At 46.2% G+C, this 19,438-nt stretch carries 12 protein-coding genes and 1 tRNA gene; 11 read left to right on the plus strand and 2 right to left on the minus strand.

The features are described from left to right. On the plus strand, positions 1–2,860 hold a 2,860-nt coding region (locus AK963_RS33280; protein ID WP_066016249.1), incomplete at its 5' end, for a PD-(D/E)XK nuclease family protein. A gap of 1 nt (position 2,861) precedes the next feature. Then, complete coding sequence (locus AK963_RS14930) at positions 2,862–5,969, plus strand: UvrD-helicase domain-containing protein (RefSeq protein ID WP_066016250.1); 3,108 nt, start codon at positions 2,862–2,864, stop codon at positions 5,967–5,969. Positions 5,970–6,213: 244 nt separating this feature from the next. Here the strand turns inward: AK963_RS14930 and AK963_RS36870 are convergent, their stop codons facing one another. Beyond that, positions 6,214–6,516, minus strand: a complete 303-nt coding sequence (locus tag AK963_RS36870) for a helix-turn-helix domain-containing protein (RefSeq protein WP_420795613.1) — start codon at positions 6,514–6,516, stop codon at positions 6,214–6,216. A 571-nt stretch (positions 6,517–7,087) separates the two neighbouring features. Between AK963_RS36870 and AK963_RS14940 the strand changes: the two genes are divergently transcribed. The 3 genes from AK963_RS14940 to AK963_RS14950 all read left to right on the plus strand — a co-directional run bounded on the left by AK963_RS14940 (position 7,088) and on the right by AK963_RS14950 (position 12,210). Further along, entirely contained in the window at positions 7,088–9,715 is a 2,628-nt protein-coding gene (locus AK963_RS14940; protein ID WP_066016252.1) for a DDE-type integrase/transposase/recombinase, read from the plus strand. Positions 9,716–9,781: 66 nt separating this feature from the next. Then, positions 9,782–10,915 (plus strand): TniB family NTP-binding protein, encoded by a 1,134-nt coding sequence (locus AK963_RS14945; RefSeq protein WP_066016253.1) that lies wholly within the window; start codon positions 9,782–9,784, stop codon positions 10,913–10,915. Next, positions 10,912–12,210 carry a TniQ family protein gene (locus tag AK963_RS14950; protein WP_066016254.1) on the plus strand — a complete coding sequence of 433 codons (1,299 nt, stop codon included), beginning with the start codon at positions 10,912–10,914 and terminating at the stop codon, positions 12,208–12,210. Before AK963_RS14945 ends, AK963_RS14950 begins: the two co-directional genes overlap by 4 nt. 369 nt (positions 12,211–12,579) lie before the next feature. Here the strand turns inward: AK963_RS14950 and AK963_RS14955 are convergent. Further along, positions 12,580–12,666 (minus strand) — tRNA-Leu (locus AK963_RS14955). 350 nt (positions 12,667–13,016) lie between these two features. Between AK963_RS14955 and queA the strand changes: the two genes are divergently transcribed. From queA to AK963_RS14985, 6 genes are all read left to right on the plus strand, one after another. Beyond that, positions 13,017–14,045 (plus strand): tRNA preQ1(34) S-adenosylmethionine ribosyltransferase-isomerase QueA, encoded by a 1,029-nt coding sequence (gene queA, locus AK963_RS14960; protein WP_066016258.1) that lies wholly within the window; start codon positions 13,017–13,019, stop codon positions 14,043–14,045. A gap of 102 nt (positions 14,046–14,147) precedes the next feature. Next, a complete protein-coding gene (gene tgt / locus AK963_RS14965; protein ID WP_066016255.1) occupies positions 14,148–15,263 on the plus strand; it encodes a tRNA guanosine(34) transglycosylase Tgt in 1,116 nt (371 codons plus the stop codon). A gap of 267 nt (positions 15,264–15,530) precedes the next feature. Continuing rightward, positions 15,531–15,878: a preprotein translocase subunit YajC gene (gene yajC, locus AK963_RS14970; RefSeq protein WP_066016259.1), complete on the plus strand. Its 348-nt coding sequence runs from the start codon at positions 15,531–15,533 to the stop codon at positions 15,876–15,878. Between the two features lie 117 nt (positions 15,879–15,995). Further along, a complete protein-coding gene (gene secD, locus AK963_RS14975; protein ID WP_066016256.1) occupies positions 15,996–17,864 on the plus strand; it encodes a protein translocase subunit SecD in 1,869 nt (622 codons plus the stop codon). Positions 17,865–17,874: 10 nt separating this feature from the next. Next, a complete protein-coding gene (gene secF / locus AK963_RS14980; RefSeq protein ID WP_066016260.1) occupies positions 17,875–18,792 on the plus strand; it encodes a protein translocase subunit SecF in 918 nt (305 codons plus the stop codon). 77 nt (positions 18,793–18,869) lie between these two features. Continuing rightward, positions 18,870–19,259, plus strand: a complete 390-nt coding sequence (locus tag AK963_RS14985; protein ID WP_139117429.1) for a VanZ family protein — start codon at positions 18,870–18,872, stop codon at positions 19,257–19,259. The last annotated feature ends 179 nt before the right edge of the window (positions 19,260–19,438 follow it).

The raw sequence follows: 19,438 nt of genomic DNA on the forward strand, positions 1-19,438 counted from the left end.
GATCATCCTGAGTTTTAATCTGACTGGCTATTTGATCTACCAGTTTTTCGTTGATTTCAACGCTCATTGTTATTCTCCATTTTGGAGTATTAACGACAAGCGTTTACACAATTTAAATTACATTCCCAATAGCCTGAAAGCAGCGGATAACCCGGAATGCTTTTATCACCAGTCCCTGTCTGTTGATGAAATCGCTTGCGCCAGAGAGTTGTTAGTCTGGCGGGATGAAGCCATTCTTCATGGATGGCGAGTAACTCCATCAATTGTTCAACGTTTTGGGGAAGGAGAAGGGCTTAACTCTCTGGGTCGTTTGCAGGATCTGGAAGCAGTAGAAACACACCTGAGCAATTTTCCACTTTCGTTGGAAGAACGTGTAATCCGACTGTTTGATTATCTGGAGCCGATTTGCCGTTCAATTCGTGCTGTTGAAATACATGGTTCTGCAGCCAGTTGGCCAAAGCTTTATCGCCGGTTGTTTGAGGAAATTGGGCGCTACTCCTGGGAATATGCTGACCAGAATGGACTCAAACATGATTCCAAGAAGATAGATCCGGTTCGTGTCCTCGTACAATACAAGACAGAATGGGCTTTTCCGGACTGGCCTTATGTAGAAAATCAGGCATTAGAAAAAGATTGGCAAAAGCAGGCTGATGGCAAAGTAATCTGCTGTTACCCACGTAAGGACGGCATTGATGAATTTGTTATTCGTCCAAAGGCTATTGCCGCTGAAAACTCGGATCTCGGTCGCCTTCAACGGACACTGCTTGGGCAGGAGATTGGCTCAATTCTTCCTGATTCTAATGGCGATGGGAGTCTGAGATTTTATTCAGCTATCAATCATCAGGCTGCTGGCAACTATCTGACTACGAGGGTTAGCCAAAATAACAGCCATCTCGTAGTAGCCAGTGAAAAGAGGCAGCTGATTAATAACGCCTTGATATGGAGTGGAGCTCCAGAGCTTGGTCTGGGAGATAACTCAAGCTGGCGAGCCCCTTTGCAACTGTTGCCATCTCTACTCTCTATATGTTGGGCTCCTCCTTCAGCAGAAGACCTGCTTGCCTATTTGACGCTTCCTGTTGGTCGCCATAAAAAACTGCATCGCTCTCTGGCAAGAAAGTTTGTGGATTTACCAGGTATTGATCCTGAGCTTTGGGAAGAGAATAAAGACGCGTTTATTAAGTCTTATCAGGCAAATAACCCAGACACTAATGAAGCCCAGCTTCGCCAGAAAATCAATGACTGGCTACCAGTTGGTGTTGCTGGGAGTGATCAGTTCATCTCCAGCGAGGTGGTATACAAGTTATGTCAGATGGTTATGAGCTATTGGCTGGGACGGCTTGCTCACGAACAGCGCTGTGAATTAGCTGAACTATATCGTCTTGCTGCATCAGCGTCCTCCGCAGTATCAAGCTCCGTTTTGCGTTTGGGAGAAAGGGTCAGCCGTGTTCAACTGGAACGTATTCTGAATATGGTAGCTGATGAATATATGTCCGCAGTATTGCCTGCACGAAAGATTGGTCAGGTGAATATTATTGAACGCCCGGACGCTATTCAGCCCGATGCTGTTGATGCTCTATTCTATTGGGGAATCAAGTTGGAAGAACCGTTATCAACGGCTTTCACCAATGAAGAACTCACCTGTCTGCCATGGTATCCGTCGCAGGAAGAGCGAGGAGAAACATCCCGGGCAACATTGAATCAGGCACTTTTACCAATCTTCAAGGCACAGAATTCCCTGGTGCTTTTGCAGTTGGAGACTGCTCCAAACTTGTTGAAGGCGTACCTGGACTTCTTGTTGGTCAGTGAGGAATGGCCGCCAATTGAAGAGGCGCTTCTGACCGGTCAAGGTGAAGTGCCTACCATCAAGGTGGTTGAATCTACGCTACCACCTTTGAAGCGATTTTGGCAGATACCTGCTGAAACCATTCCATTCAAGAATACTCATTCCTACAGCAGCCTCTCGACACTCATCGAGAGACCGCATGAATATGTCCTGCAGCATAGCGCAAAGCTGGGCACAGGAAATATTCAAGCGGTTAGTGTTGATAATCGACTGCAGGGAAACCTTGGTCATCGGGTAATTGAAGCCTGGTTTTCAGCACATCCGTGGAGTGCAGGGCAAAATCTTGAAGCTACCGTAAGGCCTTGGCTGGAAACGGAATTTGAGACACTTGCTAACCAGTATGCCTTGCCTCTTCTCGCCCCCGGACAAAGGGTTCAGCAGCTGAACTTTATCAATACCATGGTGTTTGCCCTGCAAAAACTGCTTGGGCACTTGAGAGAAGCCAATGCAGTGGCTATCGAAGTTGAAAAGTCCTTTCAACAGGATGAGGACTTCGGAGAGCTAAACGGCAGCCTCGATCTACTCGTGCATCTGGCTGATAACCAGAGTGCCATTATTGATGTGAAATGGGGAGGAGAAAGTGCTCGTGAACATGATCTGAAGACTTCCTGGCATATGCAGTTGGCAACCTACCATCGGCTTGCGTCGCAACACACGGATATCAAGGGTGTAGGGTATTTCATCCTTAAATCAGGCCGGTTGCTGGCAACGGATCATGTGGTCTTTCCTAGTGCGGTGTTTGTAGATCCTGGCCCGGATGCTTTAACTCCAGCTGCATTGTGGCAAGAGATGAACCAGTTGGCGAATTGGCGTTTTGAGCAGTTACGACAGGGCAAAGTTGAAGTCACCTATTGCGGCCTGAAAGTTGAAGATGACTCATATCCACCGGGAACACGACCTGATCTGGTGCACCGTGAAACGGATGCCTTGAAGAGAAGCCAGTTAAAGAGTGGTTATAAGCAGACCTTTAAAAAGGTTGATGATTGGCGAGTGCTGACCGGCAAGGGAGTGCAGTAAGATGGCAAAGGAATTAAAGCTGGCTGGTGCCGGTTCCGGTAAAACATACAGCATTCAGACGGTTGTTGCCGAAAAACTCATTGCCGGAGAGCTCACTCCTGAGCAATTAATGGTGGTGACTTTTACCAAAAAAGCGGCGGCAGAGTTACAGGAAAGGATTGCCGGGCAGCTTCTCAAAAATACGCGATTTGATCTGGTTGCACGGCTGGGAGAAGCGCGAATTGGGACTGTAAACAGCGTGTGTGGAGAACTGGTTCAGAAGTTTGCTTTTGAGTTAGGGCTGTCGCCAGAGTTGCAGGTACTTGATGAAAAACTGTCTGAAGCTTTGATTGCTGAGGCTTTGGATGGCTGCTTAATTCATGATGAAACTGCACGTCTGAATCGACTGGCTGAGAAGTTTCAGGTTGAGAGTTGGCAAAGAGATGTACTCAAAGTTATAGAAGCTGCCCGTCTTAATGGTATAGCGGCAGGTCAACTGCCTGATTTTGCTAGTAAGTCAATTGATGAGTTGCTGAGTCTCTTTCCAGAGGATGATCCATCAATAACAGAGGAAAAGCTGCGAGAAGCCGCAGACGCATTTATTGCGGAGGCGGAGGGTGTGCAGGGGCGCTCCTCGACATTGAATGGCACCATTTCTTGGGTAAAAAATGCCATTTCCGGAAGGGTTTTGGTTTGGGATAAGTGGGTTTCTCTGCCAGGTAAGAAAGCTGCCAAAAAAGATGGCGATATTCCCTCCCTGGCTGCGCTGCACGCAATTGCAGGAGGGTTTATTCATAATCCGGAGTTAAGGCAGGATTTACGAGACTTCATTAGTGATATTTTTGCAGCAGCAGAAAAGGCTCTTGGTGAATACCAGCGTTACAAGGAAGAACGTGGACTGATCGATTTTGCTGACCAGGAATTGCAACTACTGAGGGCTTTGGAAACCCCTTTTGTTGAGCGCACATTAAGGGAACAGCTCGGCTATCTGGTTGTCGATGAGTTTCAGGATACCAGCCCCGTTCAGCTGGCGCTCTTCTCCAGACTCTCTGAATTTGCAAATGACACATTGTTTGTGGGAGATATCAAGCAGGCAATCTATGGCTTTCGAGGAGCTGATCCTGAATTATGCCTTGGTGTATTAAATCATTTCCAAAATGGTGCTGGTACGGTGAGTAGTTTAACGGACTCTTATCGATCTCGCCCGGGGCTTGTCCATCTTTCCAATGCTCTGTTTGAAAAGCCATTCGGCCAGATTCTGTCAGCTGATCAGGTGCGGTTGAATCCTGCCAAAGACTATACATTAGAACTTCCTGAAACTGGTTGGTGGCAGGTTGAAGGCAAAAATCAGGGTGATAAAGCCATTGCATTGGCAGGAATGCTGGTTGAATTTGCCAGTAAAGGGCAGTGTATTCATGACAAACATTTGAATCAGCCCCGTGCTATGACCTTCCGGGATATCGCTGTGTTATGCCCTCGCAATGACGATGTTGCAAAAGTAGCAGAGGCTTTGGCAAGTCTGGGAGTGCCTGTCGCTTCAGTACGTAGTGGATTGCTTGAGACTTCTGAAGTGACTCTGGCATTGGCCTGTTATCGTCGTTTAATTGATCAATCTGATGATTTGGCCAGCGCAGAGATTCTTTCTTTGATGACAGGTGAGAATGCTGAAGGTTGGCTGGAGCAGCGGTTGTCCAGCTTAGATGATCAAGAGGCTTGTTGGAGTGATAATGCTCATCTGGCTCTGAAGCGATTGGCGTATGCCCGTTCTCAGGCGGTAGGCTTAACCCCGGCAGAGGTTCTGGCTCTGGCCATAGAGGCTGCGGGTGTTATTGATCGTGTGATTTCCTGGGAAGAAGGTAATCGCCTGACGGAACACCGGTTAGCAAACCTGCAGTCATTGCAAGTGCTGGCAGAAGAATATACCAACGATTGCCGGGCTGCCGGGAGAGCGGGAACCACATCCGGTTTCCTGATCTGGGTTCGCGAGTTGGAACAAAATGGTGCAGATCTTCAGGCTGAAAACCCGGGCAATGCCGTTACCGTCACGACCTATCATAAATCCAAAGGGTTGGAGTGGCCTGTTGTCGTTTCTACCGGGCTGGATAACAAAATAAAGTACCAGCTTTGGGGGCTACAGGTTAAACGTAACCAAGAGTTTAATTGGGAGAACCCTCTGGCAGGTAGGGAGCTGCGTTACTGGCCTCATCCGTGCTACCACTACAGCAGGAAAAATGATCCATTTACAGACCTGCTAAAGGCAACCCCTGAATGGGGTGAAATGGAAAAAAGAGTAAACCGTGAACAGTTACAGTTACTGTATGTCGGATTAACCCGTGCCAGGGATCATCTGGTGTTTGTGCAGGAAGGGAAAAATGCAGTTGGGGAAAGGCTACAACTATTGAATAGTAATCTTCTGCCACTTGCTGCAGAAACAGTAACTTTGCCGGATGGTCATCTCTTGAAGGTTCAGTCTATAGAGCTGAACGAGGCTTCGCAGCCTGAAATCAAAGCCAGGCAACGTAACTGGCTACCAAATAACAGGGTTGATGTTCCAGTTGATGGATCTGGATTGTTCTTTGCTCCACCATCTTCCGCTGCGCCTGTAGACGGTTGCACGGCAACTATTGTTCATAATTTTAACACCCGGATCTCGGTAGCAGGTAAGCACGAAGACAGTGTGGTTGGGAATTGTGTTCATCACGCTCTGGCCTATTTGCTGCAAAATGGTGATGTAGAAGAGAAGGTGTTACAGGGGCTGCTCGACCAGCATCTACCGGGTGCAATTAAGGCTGACGAAGTTATAAGACGGGCACAGCAGCTTATGGAGTGGATTCAGCATCAATTTCCAGAAGCAAAAATCTATACTGAAGTGCCTATTACAAGAATGCTGGGGAATGGTGCGCTTGAAAATGGTCGGATTGATTTGCTATTGGGTACTGCGGATGGCTGGGTAATCATTGATCATAAATCGTACCAGGGTGGACAGAGTATGTGGCAGGCCAAGGCTGAGGAGTATAGCGGCCAGTTGGCGGTTTACGCATCTGCGTTGCAGGTTGTGACTGATCGCAAGGTGATGCGTTCATTTATTCATTTTGCTGTTGCTGGCGGCATTGTGGAGGCAAGCCAGTAAAAGTTGGCTCAAGAGGGTGTGTTGGGATATCAGCACACTTTCTTATTAGTACCGAGTTAATACTGTCAGTAGTGATGAAATTAAAGCGAGTAAATCGCTAGATAGATTAAGCCAGAGCTTCCTTATTCTTAAAGTTTCTCGGTTTTAGAAGGGCCTAAACGTAGTTTACAGACTTTGGGTAAGTCAGGGTTCTGATATCTGGTTTTCATGGATTAGTTATTATTGGGTTTGAAGGGGGAGCTACTCACCCTTCCATGTTCCTTTCATGCTCCAGAACCAGTGCATATCTCTCTGTGCCATGTAAGAGCTTTGCGGGGGAAGCATCCAGTGCTTTACACAGTTTTAGAAGGATGCGCATGGAAAAGTTTCTGCGTCCTTTCTCTACATCATTCAGGTATGGGGCCTTAAGTCCAGCTCGTTTTGCCAGCTCCCTTTGAGTTGTATTATGCCTTTCTCGAAATTCACGGATATTTTTTCCTACGCGTTTAAAAAAAAGCGCTTCATGCTCTTGGTCAGTTGGTGGGCTGGGTGAATGTCTATCTCTCATAGGAAACCAGTGGGTTGGTGTGATATTTCCACTCACTCAACTCATCTGAGCGGTTGGAAACTGGTTGTAGTTATGCCCTCCAGAGTTACATAAAAAGTATCTGGAGTACAAATGATCATCAGGACTGATACCGCAGTTGGGGGCTCTGATTAATGGGGAAATAAAACGGTTTGACAATTTGTGGGGGGAAGGTTTGTTCTGGATGAAGAAACAGAAGATATATTTGTGGCTTATTTGTCTTTTCTATTATCTGGAAAAATTAGGAAAATAACCTAAAGTTAACTTATAAGTTAACGTAAAATTCAGAAAAACTTTGAAAACTTCTCTCAAAATTTTCAAAGTTGATTACGGATTCTTGTGCGGTACAGAATTAAATTGAATCCGATTTATTGTGTAAGCCCTTGTTTTAAAAGAGTCTAACAAAGACACAAATATTATAAATAATTTGAGGGTTTCAGTCAAAGGAGCAGAGGTTGAGGATTCGTTTTGGCGGCTTATGGAACTTTTTTGATTTGTAACAAATTGGTAGTTTAAAAAAGGTAGATAACAAAGAAACAACATGGAGTGGTTAATGGGGAAATCTTCTGTAGCACTAACCTACATCAAAAAATTCAGCCTAAATGAAACGGCAATGGATATTTGCCGTAAAGCTACTGGGGAGCCTGCTCGACGAGTGAACAGTGGTGGGCGGAGTAAAATGACTCTTTTCCCAAGTAGTATGATGGGGTGTGTGCTTCAGGCAGAAAGCGATCTTGAATATGCGTTCATACTGCAATGTGAAACTGATCCCGGTGTAGTTGCCATATATGATCAGCCTATGACATTTAATCTGTCGTTTACGAGGCTTGATGGTAGGCGTCAGGCCATTCGGCATACGCCTGATTCTTTTGTTGTGCAACCTGATGGTCTTTATTTTTTCGAATGTAAGCGGCTTGATGAGTTACTTCTGCTTTGTGAAAAATACCCTGATCGTTATTGCTATGATCAGTCTGAGAAGTGCTTTCGGTCACCAGTGATGGAAAGGAAGCTTGAGGGGACCGGTATTGGGTATCGCTTTTTTACTGATGGTGACTGTAACCCGCAACTACTTGCCAATATACGCCATTTAATGGATTTTTTTCGGGGTAGGAAGAATCAAAATTTAAATGCCAAGCAGCAGGCTTGTGTTGAGTTTGTCTCAAATTCCGTGGTCATGACTATTGGTGAACTGCTTAATCGTCACCCGAAACTTAGAGTTGATGATGTTCTGGAAATGATTGCTTGTCGAAAACTCTTTGTTGATCTGGAGCGAGATAAGCTTTCTGAACCTGAGAGTTGCAAAGTATTTGCGACAGAGTCCAGCTGTCAGATCTACTCAATGACCAGAGAGTCAGTATCTTCAAATGGACATGAGTTTATCGGGAGGGGCAATACCCCGATAACAGAAGGTATGGTTTGTCGGCATGGCGAGCAGCAGTGGTTGTTTCAGTCTATTGAAACTAAACGGCAGACAGCACTGGTCGAGATTAGTGGAGTCAATAGTATACAGCTGAAATCCTTTAAACTGGAGGATGTTAGAGAGTTGATACGTTCCAAGGAGCTGACCGTCGTTCAATGCGAACATCCAGAGGATGACCAGACGTCACTCATGCTGTCTGCTAGTGAAGGTAACCAGAAAGCAGCTCTTCAGAGACATAAAACTATCCAGCAAGTGGTCGTAGGAGATATAAGCCGCAAACAGGCAGCGGAACAGCTTGGTTGTAGTACCAGGACCATTAGACGGTATATGAAGCGTTACCATGATGGTGTTTTACGTCGTGGTACAGGGCTTCCTGAACTGGTTAATAACGATCAGGCAAAGGGGAACACGAAAAAAAGTGTTGTAGGAAAAAGCATGGAGCTTGCTAATGAGGTGATCAGTACTGAATACCTTGACCCCAAAAACAAAACAATTATGTCTGTGTATCGGGATTATGTGCGTATTTGCCATGATCATAATGTTCCCGCAGCATCCTATAGCTGGTTAAGGAGGTTGATTAAAAAGGTAGATCTGGGTAAATGCGTCGGTGCTCGCCAAGGTCACAAAAAAGCAAGGGCTCTAATGCCTATCACTGGTAACGATGGGGTAATTGAAAGTCGGCGGGGAACCAGAAGCTTTGAGTATGTTCATGTTGATCACACTCAATTGGATGTTGCTCTAAAGTTCCCGGGAAAGGATTCTTCAAAACCATGGTTGATCATAGCGACAGATTCTTATTCTAGATCTGTTCTGGCTATTTATCTGACTATGAAAAGCCCGTGTACAGACTCTGTCTTGATGGTGGTAAGAGAACTTGTCAAGAGGTATGGAAGGTTGCCAGAGTCTTTTTTTGTTGATGGCGGTAGTGAGTTTGAAAGTGTTGTGTTCGAGCAATTCTGTGCTTTTTATGGTGTGACTATTCATAGCCGGAAAAGCAACCCTCGTGGAGGATCTGCTGTTGAAGGAGTCTTCAAGCAATTGAATGAAGCTGTCATTCATTCGCTTACCGGGAATACTCAGCTTATGAAAAATCCAAGACAGCTCACGTCAAAGGTGAATCCTTTTCAGACGGCACTCTGGAATTTTCAGGCCCTGAATCAACTTTTGGGGGAGTATTTCTATGAACATTACAATAAAACTGAACATCCCGCGCATTTTATGATTCCTGATGATGTGCTGGCGGATAGCGTGGTTCGTCATGGAGAGCGCAAATATCACCAAGTCGATATCAATGATGAGCAATTTCAAATCATGATGCTTCCCTATGATAAAAATAAGAGAACCAGAGTTGTCCAGCCGGTAAAAGGAGTTGAAAGGTTGGGTAAGTATTACAGTCATGACCTTTTTGCTACTCCTGATTGGCTGGGACGAGAGGTAGAGATTCGTTTTGATCCCCAGGATGACTCGTATGTCTATTGCAATTTGGATGGTTGGAAGCGCTGTGTGCGAGTTGATGTGGAAGATCGTTATTATGCAGGTATTGATCGATCTGTAATAACTGAGGCAAATAGTGCCTCTCGAGGATTTCATTCACCTGAACAGCGTGCTGAAAGAGCAATTCCGGGGAATCGAAAAATAGCGGAGATGGAGGGTGGATTGAGGGAGGTACAAAGCGAAAATGAAACAGGTCAGGCTGAGAAAAATCAGGATGAAGTTCCAATAACCATTGCTCCTGGTAGAAATGACATTGAGGATTTCTGATTGAGTGAAGTTCTGTGGACTCGCATAGCTGATAAGGAAATAGTAATAGTTTAAGGGTAGTCTGATATGTCAAAAAAAATGCTTCATCCTTACCGAAAGTTTAGTGACGCCATTTTGGCATTGCCTGTTAATGAGAGAGTTGAATTTTTTTCTGGTCAACGTATTCGTCATAGCATACTGCAGAATGCGTATGATGATTTATGTGTAAAGGCTAATAGTGTCGGAGGTGTTGAGTTTGTTCAGTTAGTTGGCCCCACCGGAGCGGGTAAAAGCTGTGCGGCTAAAAAGTTTGTTAAGGATAAAATGAAAGAGAATAAGGGGGTGATGGAGCTAAATTCTCAAATGATTCCTGTTATTTATGTGGAGTGTCCTGCTTCTATCAGTGACAAGTTTTCGTGGAAACAATTACTTGTCAGTATTTTGAAAACAGGTGGAGATGTTTTGGCGGAGACTGGTCGTTATACCCTGGAGTATTCAGAAGGACTAAGTCAGAAGGATATTTCCAGGGTATTACTAAAACAAAACTCGGTATCAGATTTATTTGAGGTTGTCAGAAATTTTCTGAAGCATCGAAATGTCAGTTATCTTGTCATTGATGAGGCTCAGCATATTATTGATGCATGTCAAAATGCAAAAGAGGCATTTCGTTGTATGGAAATGCTTAAGTCATTGGCCAATCTGAGTAACTGTGTTGTTGTGCTTGCAGGAACTTATCGTTTACTTCGGTTTGGTGAAGTCAGTGCTCAATTAGGGAGGAGGTCTGAAATAGTTGAGCTTGGTCCATATCACCGAAATTCAAATAAAGATTTAAGAAACTTTGCCCTCGCACTTGATGCTTTGCTTGCACGCTACCCTATAGCCTATTCGGATGACATTTATAACAAAGTTAACGAGATTCATCTTGCTTGTTGTGGATGTGTTGGGATTCTCAAGGATTTATTGACAAAGACGCTTTATCGAACTTTGCAGTCAGGGAAGAGCTATGTGAGTTATCAGGCTCTGATGAATAACCGTATGAATAGTCGGGAGCTTAAGCGTGTTGCTGAGGAGATCAACATGGGGAAAGAATATTTCTCCCGTGGATCAATGATTGAAGTTGAAGAGATTCTTCTTGGGGTAAAGACAGCGATCAAAAAGCCTGCAAATACCCGGGGTGTTCAGAGAAAACCCGGGCGTGATGCAGTGGGGTCGTTGATATGATGAATGCTTTTGAAGTTCAGCCGCGTTCTATTTTGTTTGGTCTTCAGCCGATTGATAATGGTGATGATTATATGTTTGAGTCGGCTGGTAGCTATATTGTTCGACTTTCATATGCTCATCAGGTGGCTCCACACCACTTTATTAGAAATTTTCTGAACCCGGCACTTGGTCAATGTGGTGTCTCAAATGATTTGTTTATCAGTTATGGCTTTTCGGCAATGAATGGGTATCGTGCTAAGGCTGAAGGTTATCTCAATGCATTGGCTGTATTTACAGGCCAGCAAAATATTAAGCTGTTGTCTATGTCGCCATGGGTGACGCTGCTTGATTCTATGGGGAAGGGGCTTTTTCACTCTTCAAAAAGATGGTGCCCAAAGTGTTTGTTTGAGTGGCGTAGTGCAGGTGAGACATTATATGAACCTTTGATCTGGAGCTTGAAATCATTGGAATGCTGTCCTTTACATCAGTGTGAGTATGAGGAGCACTGCAATCATTGTGGAAAGGAGCAATACATGGTTCAGCGTGTTTTACCTGTGGGTTACTGTCCAGAGTGCGGCTCTTTTCTGGGACATGCATTTAAAATGAAAGCGAGAATTCTTACTCAAAAAGAATTGTACCTTTTGAATCTGGTTGCCAGTCGAAATAATGTAAAAGAATTTCATAATTTGCATTATTTATTGAGAGAGGGTATTCGGGTGGTGATGGCGCAACTTTGTGTTTCTTCGACAAAGAAGCTGGAAAATCTCTTATCATTTTCTCAGGCAACGATCAGTCAATGGTTTTCAGATAGTAAAAGGGGGACACGGCCAACTCTCAGTACTTTATTAAATTTCTGTGTTGCAGTGAATGTAAGTCCAGCGGATTTGCTGTTCAACCATAGCAGCATAAAAGCGGAAGCGAATGTTGCAAACTTGGATGGACGACGCACTTTTGTTAATGCTGACAAGAAGGACTGGGTTGAGAATCGCTTTAGAGCTATAGTTGAGAATCAAAAGGAAATTATCTCAGTTAATCAGGTTGCTGATGAACTTAAAGTCGGTGATAGCTATCTTCGTTATCACTTTCCAGATATCTCAGCAATGCTTGTATCCAAGAATAATCAGCTACGCGCTCAAAAAAAGAAAGCGAACATCAAGAGAAAAACTCAGTTGATTGAAAATACTTGTCGAACTCTTCTGAGGAATGGTGTCTTCCCTTCACACAATTATGTAAGAGGTGTGTTGCAGGATGAATTGAACAGTTTTGGGTTTGGTGAGTTTACAACTATATGGAATGAGGTGATAAAAAGACTCTAGAACCGGCTACTGAAAATCTTTGCTACTTTCCTTCCAAGATAAATCTCTAATGCCTCCCCCCTCCTGAGTTCATACTGCTTTAGCTCTGTCACCAGTTAGTATTTTCTTTTCGAAATAGTCAGATTTCAATTGTGTATTTGCTTGGGCAGATTTGTGTAGCCAATTAGGAATGAGAAGTTTTTTGCGAAAGTTGTCCGGAAATTTTTCAGAAAAAATGTCCGTTTTACGGATAAAAAAAAGGACACCATTCGTATAAAGTGTCCATTTTTTTGAACTCTAGCCTGAAAAATGCAGTCTTTAATCGTAAAAAGTGTCCATGTGGACAACTTATATGATCACGTACATAGTGATTACTCACTCGGAATAGGTTGGTACCAGTGGTCGGACTCGAACCGACACGCCCGCAAAGGCAACGGATTTTGAATCCGTCATGTCTACCAATTCCATCACACTGGCATTTGATATGGCTGAGCTTATGTCATCTGTTCGCTGATTTCAAAGCTTTTTCTCATCGAGTGGATCGTTGAGATTTGCTGGCGAAGTGGCGGTTGCTCAAGTGCGGCGAAGTATATCAAAGAGATTATTGAGATCAAGCAGTTATTGAGCGGCGAGAGCAAAAAAGTAAGGTAAGTCCGTAACGTTGCATGGGATAGCCCTCCTGACACCTTCCTCGTTTTGCAGTATCCTTCCGTGCTTTTTATTACGACTGGTTTCCCAGCGACTGGTTTCCTTTGTTTTTCTACGCTCTGTTCTATGAGAGGCGTGGACTGCTTATGGAAATGAAGACATTAACCACCGGATTGTCCATGCAAGTCAGTGATTTTGATTTTGATCTGCCCGATGAGCAGATTGCCCGGTTTCCTGCAGAAGACCGTACCGGGAGCCGCCTTCTGTGCCTTGATGGCAATAGCGGTGAGATTCAGCATCAACAGTTTTCTGATATAGAAAACCTTCTTGAGCCTGGTGATCTGCTGGTTCTGAACAATACCCGGGTGATTCCTGCCCGAATGTACGGGCAGAAAGAGACCGGCGGCAAAATTGAGGTGCTGATTGAGCGGGTGGTAGAAGATAACCTTGCCCTGGCTCAGGTACGTGCCAGCAAATCGCCAAAACCAGGCTCTGTGTTATTGCTGGCGGACGGTGCTGTACGAGTTGTCGTTGAAGGGCGCCGGGATTTTCTGTTTATTCTCCGTTTTGAAACGTCAGTTTTACCACTGCTGCTTGAACATGGTCATATGCCGCTGCCCCCTTATATTGATCGTGAAGATGGTGACAGTGATCGTCTGCGTTACCAAACGGTGTTTGCAGCACGGGACGGCGCAGTCGCTGCGCCAACCGCAGGACTTCATTTTGATGAAGCATTGCTGGCGCGCCTTGAAGCAAAAGGCGTTCGAAAAGTTTTTGTGACACTGCATGTAGGGTCTGGAACTTATCAGCCTGTTCGGGTTGAAAAGATTGAAGACCATGTGATGCACGCAGAGTATATCGAAGTTTCTGAAGACGTCTGTCAGGCGGTACGGGAAACCCGTGCCAGAGGTAATCGTGTTGTTGCGGTTGGTACAACCTCGGTGCGAAGCCTTGAGTCGGCTTCTGCATCCGGTGAAATTGCACCGTTCCAGGGGGATTCCTGCATCTTTATTTACCCGGGCTATGAGTTTCGCAGTGTGGATTTGATGGTGACCAATTTTCACCTTCCCCAATCCACCTTATTAATGCTGGTCAGTGCATTTGCCGGACGGGAAAACGTGCTTGGTGCCTATAAAGAAGCAGTTGAACAGAAGTACCGTTTCTTTAGCTACGGCGATGCCATGTTACTGACCCGAAAGGCTGGCTAACAGGATATTTTCAGAGTTTGATGCACTGTTGAGTTTAAAGACGGTGTGTCTTTGTGGTTTAAGAGAAAGAGCTAAACAGAATTCATGACAAGAGAATGCTTTATGAAGTTTGAGCAGCTGGCTACCGATGGCAAAGCCCGTCGTGGTCGGTTGACATTCCCCCGTGGAACGGTTGAAACCCCTTGTTTCATGCCAGTGGGTACCTATGGCACGGTAAAAGGCATGTTGCCACGGGATATTGAAGAGATTGGTGCTGAAATTATCCTGGGTAATACCTTTCACCTGATGCTTCGTCCGGGTACCGAGATTATTCAGAAGCACGGGGATCTGCACGACTTTAACCAGTGGCACGGTCCGATTCTGACGGATTCCGGCGGCTTTCAGGTGTTCAGCCTGGGCAAGCTGCGTAAAATTACGGAAGAGGGTGTGTCATTCCAGTCTCCAGTGGATGGTTCCCGGGTGTTCCTGAATCCTGAGATTTCCATGCAGGTTCAGCGTGAACTGGGTTCGGATATCGTGATGATCTTTGACGAGTGCACGCCGGGGGATGCGACTGAAGAGCAGGCGCGTACCTCTATGGAGCTCTCTCTGCGTTGGGCGGCACGCTCCAAGGCAGCCCATGGTGAAAGTCCTTCTGCGCTGTTTGGTATTATTCAGGGCGGGATGTTTGAAGAGCTTCGTGACGTTTCTCTTGCAGGTCTGACTGAGATTGGCTTTGATGGTTATGCCATTGGTGGTCTTTCTGTGGGTGAAAGCAAAGAGGATATGATGCGTATTCTCTCGCATATCACTCATAAGATTCCTGAGACCCACCCACGTTACCTGATGGGTGTTGGCAAGCCGGAGGATATTGTGGAGGCGGTTCGCCGTGGCGTCGATATGTTCGACTGCGTTATGCCAACACGTAATGCTCGTAATGGCCACCTGTTTGTGGACGAGGGTGTTATCAAGATCCGTAACTCCGTTCACAAGATGGATGAGCGTCCGCTTGAAGAGCACTGCGATTGCTATACTTGCCAGAATTTCAGTCGTTCCTACCTTCATCATCTGGATAAGTGTGGTGAGATCCTGGGATCTATGCTTAACACCATCCACAATCTGCGTTATTACCAGCGGGTGATGGCAGGCCTGAGAGGCGCTATCGAAGAAGGTAAGCTGGAAGAATTTGTCGAAGAGTTCTATCGCAAGCGTGGACAGGATGTTCCTGACTGGGGTTGATCCTTTTTCGGGGGCTGTTGGGTGATTATCGGTCCTGTCAGGGTTGATATTTTCTGGATAGTCCCAATAAACAGTCTGTTTATGTAAATCCGGATAAACATCCCTTAGATGTCAGATCCCATGGGTTGACGCTTTTGCTTTCTTTCGGTGAAAGGGTGGGTTCTGGCACTGCTTTTGCCTTCTTTCGGTGAAAGGGTGGGTTCCGGACTGGTTGTTTTTCAGGTAAATTGCTGCGTCAACAGTAATAATACGATTAGGAGTATTGGAATGATTCCTTTCATCAGTCAGGCACACGCTGCTGCAGAAGGTGGTGCAGCTGCCGCAGCAACTGGCCCGGGTATGATCGGCCAGCTGGTGATGCTGGGTGGTTTTGTGCTGATTTTCTGGCTGCTGATCTGGCGTCCCCAGAGCAAGCGTGCCAAAGAGCACAAGAACCTGGTTGCCGGCCTTACCAAGGGTGATGAGGTGGTCACCACTGGCGGTATTCTTGGTAAAGTGAGCAATGTAACGGATGAGTTTGTAACTCTGCAGGTTGCTGACAATATGGAACTGAACTTCCAGAAAGGTTCTGTTGCCGCTACCCTGCCAAAAGGTACTATCAAGGCTATCAAATAAGCTTTGAGAAAAGCAGCCTGATAAAGGCTGCTTTTTTTTACACCAAATGGACTGTGCCAAACGTCGTATAACAATGCCACTATGGCGCTTCACTATTAAATCAGGAACCGGTGAGCCATGCTCAATCGCTATCCATTGTGGAAGTACCTGCTGATTCTGGTCATCGTAGGTCTCGGGTTTATTTATGCCCTTCCCAATCTTTACCCCGCAGACCCCGCAGTACAGGTGACTGGTGCCAGTTCGTCCAGAGTGATGGATGAGCGAGTTCAGCAGCGTGCTGAAAGCGCTCTGGCAGCGGCTAATGTTGATATCAAGTCTGTTGAACTTGACGACAAGGCTCTGCTGATTCGTCTTAATCGTGCTGATCAGCAGCAGTTGTCGAAATCGCTGATCAAAGAAGCGCTAGGGGATGACTACATTGTTGCCATCAATCTGGCTCAGACTACCCCAGCATGGCTGACGTCCATTGGGGCCTACCCCATGAAGCTCGGACTTGATCTTTCCGGTGGTGTTCACTTCCTGCTGGAGGTTGACACGGCGAAAGCTCTTCAGCTGAAAATGGATATTGCTACCTCAGAAATCCGAACTTCCCTCCGTAAAGAAAAGCTCCGTTATCGTACCATGCCTGAGCGGGCCGACGGTGCGCGACAGATGGCATTTAACGATGAGTCATCCCGTGATAAGGCTGCCCGTCTGATCAGCAAGGATTTTCCGGATCTGACGGTAGAAAACTCTGAGGTTAATGGCCGCGCTGTTCTGTCTTATCGTTACTCTGAAACGGCGATTAAAGAGATTGAGGATTATGCGGTACGTCAGAACCTGACAACGGTTCGTAACCGGGTGAATGAGCTGGGTGTTTCCGAACCACTGGTTCAGCGTCAGGGACGTAATGGCATTGTGGTTGAGCTGCCTGGTGTTCAGGATACCGCAGAAGCCAAGCGTATTCTTGGAAAGACGGCCAACCTGCAGTTCCGTCTGGAAGCATTGCCAAATGCCTCCAGGGCCAGCACTGAGTCATTCAGTTTCAGAGATTCCCGTCGTCCTCCAGTGGATCTTGAGCGGGACATCATCATTACTGGTGATCAGGTTTCCAGCGCTCAGTCCAACTTTGACGCCCAGACCGGCCAGCCACAGGTTAATATCAACCTGGACAGTCATGGCGGTACCGTAATGAACCGTGCCACGCGTAATAACGTGGGTCGTGCCATGGCGGTGATCTTTATTGAACAGAAGCCTGTTACCAAGGTTGTCACCAAGACAGTAGATGGTAAGCAGGTGAAGGAAACAACCCAGAGTTTCCAGCAGGAAGAAAGTATTATCAGCCTGGCAACCATTCAGAGTGCTTTGGGTAACCAGTTCCGTATTACCGGCCTGAACTCAACTGCAGAGGCTTCTGAGCTGGCGCTGCTGTTGAGAGCGGGCTCCCTTGCTGCTCCGATGTATTTCGCAGAAGAAAGAACGGTAGGTCCAAGCCTTGGTGCGGAGAATATCCAGATGGGTGTTCACTCAACACTGATTGGCTTTGCACTGCTAACCATCTTTATGCTGGTGGTCTACCGGGTGTTTGGTTTGCTGGCGAATATTGCGCTGTCCATCAACCTGGTGCTGCTGGTTGCGGTGATGAGTCTGTTCGGCGCAACACTCACCATGCCAGGTATTGCCGGTATTGTTCTGACGCTGGGTATGGCGGTGGATGCGAACGTGCTGATCTTCTCACGCATTCGTGAAGAGATTCGTGGGGGGCGCCCAATTCAGCGTGCGATTCATGACGGTTTTGACCGGGCATTCGTTTCTATCTTCGACGGAAACATCACAACTCTGCTGGTGGGTATTATCCTCTTTGCAGTGGGTACCGGCCCGATTAAAGGGTTTGCGGTCACGATGTGTATTGGTATTTTGACGTCCATGTTCACAGCCATTGTCTTCACGCGTGCTCTGGTTAACCTGACCCATGGCGGTCGTAACCTGAAGAAACTGTATATTTGAGGTGGCAGTGATGAATGATTTGAAAATCATAAATTTCATGCGGCTGCGCTCCTACGCTTCGGTGCTGTCGCTGTTATTGATGCTGGGTTCTGTCGGAGCTCTTGCTGTTAAAGGGATTAACTGGGGGCTTGATTTTACCGGTGGTACGCTGATTGAGCTGGTTTATGATCAACCGGTGAAAACGTCTGATATCCGTGATCAGTTGGCAACGGCTGGTTATGAGAATGTTGTCGTACAGGAGTTTGGTTCGGCAGAGGATATTCTGGTTCGTATTCCTGGAGATGACCCGAAAATGGGGGCGGCGGTTGCTGGTCTTCTTGGGCAGAACTATGACGGAAATGTTGAGGCTGTCCGTGTTGAGTTTGTCGGACCTCAGGTAGGTGAGAGACTGAGGGAGCAGGGCGGCCTTGGTATGCTATTTGCCATGCTGCTGATCACGCTCTACATTGCTTTCCGCTTCCAGTTCAAGTTCTCTGTTGGTGCCATTTTGTCGCTGGCTCACGATGTGATTTTCACGCTAGGCCTGTTTGCACTGTTAGGGTTGCAGTTTGATCTGACGGTGATGGCGGCACTGCTTGCGGTGATAGGTTACTCACTGAACGATACGATCATTGTTTATGACCGTATTCGTGAGAATTTCCGCAAGCTGAGAAAAGGTGATGCTGAAGAGATTATCAATGTTTCATTGACCCAGACTTTGGGTCGTACATTGGCGACTTCCGGTACCACTTTGATGGTGTTGCTGGCGTTGTTCCTCTTTGGTGGTGATATGATTCACAACTTTGCCCTGGCATTGATTGTGGGTGTGGGTGTGGGTACTTATTCCTCCATTTATATCGCTTCCAATATGCTGATCTATATGAGAATCAGCAGGGAGGATCTGATCGTTCCAGTGAAGGAAAATGAAGATCTCGATCAGATGCCATAATGGATCGGGCTTCAGGAGTTTAAAAAAAACCGGCGCTTTCGCCGGTTTTTTTATGATTAGTTGTTGGGGAGGGGGCTATGTTTTTCTTATTTCGGCGTCTACAGAGAGTGCCGGTAGCATTGTATCGGGTTCTGTTTTTCTCACTGCTTGCTTTTGTTCTGGTGATGTCGTTGATTCCAGGTGAGGCTGACCCATCCGGTTTTATGAATGACAAGTTCAAGCACGCGCTGGTGTTTTTTGTGCTGGCGTTTGTTATGGAGGTTTTGGCCTATCCATCATTAGTCTGGGGCTTTCGCAAGCCAGTGCTGTTAATGATGTTCGGCGTGTTGATTGAGGTGTTGCAGGGGCAAAGTGGATATCGGGATTTTTCCCTGGGGGATATGCTGGCTGATGGGGTTGGTATTCTGATGTTTTATGTGGGCTGTCAGTTGATCTGGCAATGTCAGGAAAGAAAAAGTGAGGCGTAATTGCCTCACTTTTCATCTAATACCAATCGCATTTTCTAAATCCTTAAGCTGTCGCCAACTATGCTTAGGCATCATTACCATGCATTATCTAGAACAGATGTCTCGTCGACCACAGCTACCCGAAGGTTTTAATGATGTTGATTTTCAGCATGCTGCCCGTCATGCAGATGATAATCGTG

The sequence above is a fragment of the Endozoicomonas atrinae genome (assembly GCF_001647025.1).
Lineage (GTDB): Bacteria > Pseudomonadota > Gammaproteobacteria > Pseudomonadales > Endozoicomonadaceae > Endozoicomonas > Endozoicomonas atrinae.

Excerpts from the sequence above, each read along its gene's own strand:
- secD (WP_066016256.1), top strand. The coding sequence starts at position 15,996 with ATGCTCAATCGCTATCCATTGTGGAAGTACCTGCTGATTCTGGTCATC.
- AK963_RS14940 (WP_066016252.1), top strand. The coding sequence starts at position 7,088 with ATGGGGAAATCTTCTGTAGCACTAACCTACATCAAAAAATTCAGCCTA.
- AK963_RS14950 (WP_066016254.1), top strand. The coding sequence starts at position 10,912 with ATGATGAATGCTTTTGAAGTTCAGCCGCGTTCTATTTTGTTTGGTCTT.
- tgt (WP_066016255.1), top strand. The coding sequence starts at position 14,148 with ATGAAGTTTGAGCAGCTGGCTACCGATGGCAAAGCCCGTCGTGGTCGG.
- AK963_RS14930 (WP_066016250.1), top strand. The coding sequence starts at position 2,862 with ATGGCAAAGGAATTAAAGCTGGCTGGTGCCGGTTCCGGTAAAACATAC.
- queA (WP_066016258.1), top strand. The coding sequence starts at position 13,017 with ATGCAAGTCAGTGATTTTGATTTTGATCTGCCCGATGAGCAGATTGCC.
- AK963_RS14985 (WP_139117429.1), top strand. The coding sequence starts at position 18,870 with ATGTTTTTCTTATTTCGGCGTCTACAGAGAGTGCCGGTAGCATTGTAT.
- AK963_RS36870 (WP_420795613.1), bottom strand. The coding sequence starts at position 6,516 with ATGAGAGATAGACATTCACCCAGCCCACCAACTGACCAAGAGCATGAA.
- yajC (WP_066016259.1), top strand. The coding sequence starts at position 15,531 with ATGATTCCTTTCATCAGTCAGGCACACGCTGCTGCAGAAGGTGGTGCA.
- secF (WP_066016260.1), top strand. The coding sequence starts at position 17,875 with ATGAATGATTTGAAAATCATAAATTTCATGCGGCTGCGCTCCTACGCT.
- AK963_RS14945 (WP_066016253.1), top strand. The coding sequence starts at position 9,782 with ATGTCAAAAAAAATGCTTCATCCTTACCGAAAGTTTAGTGACGCCATT.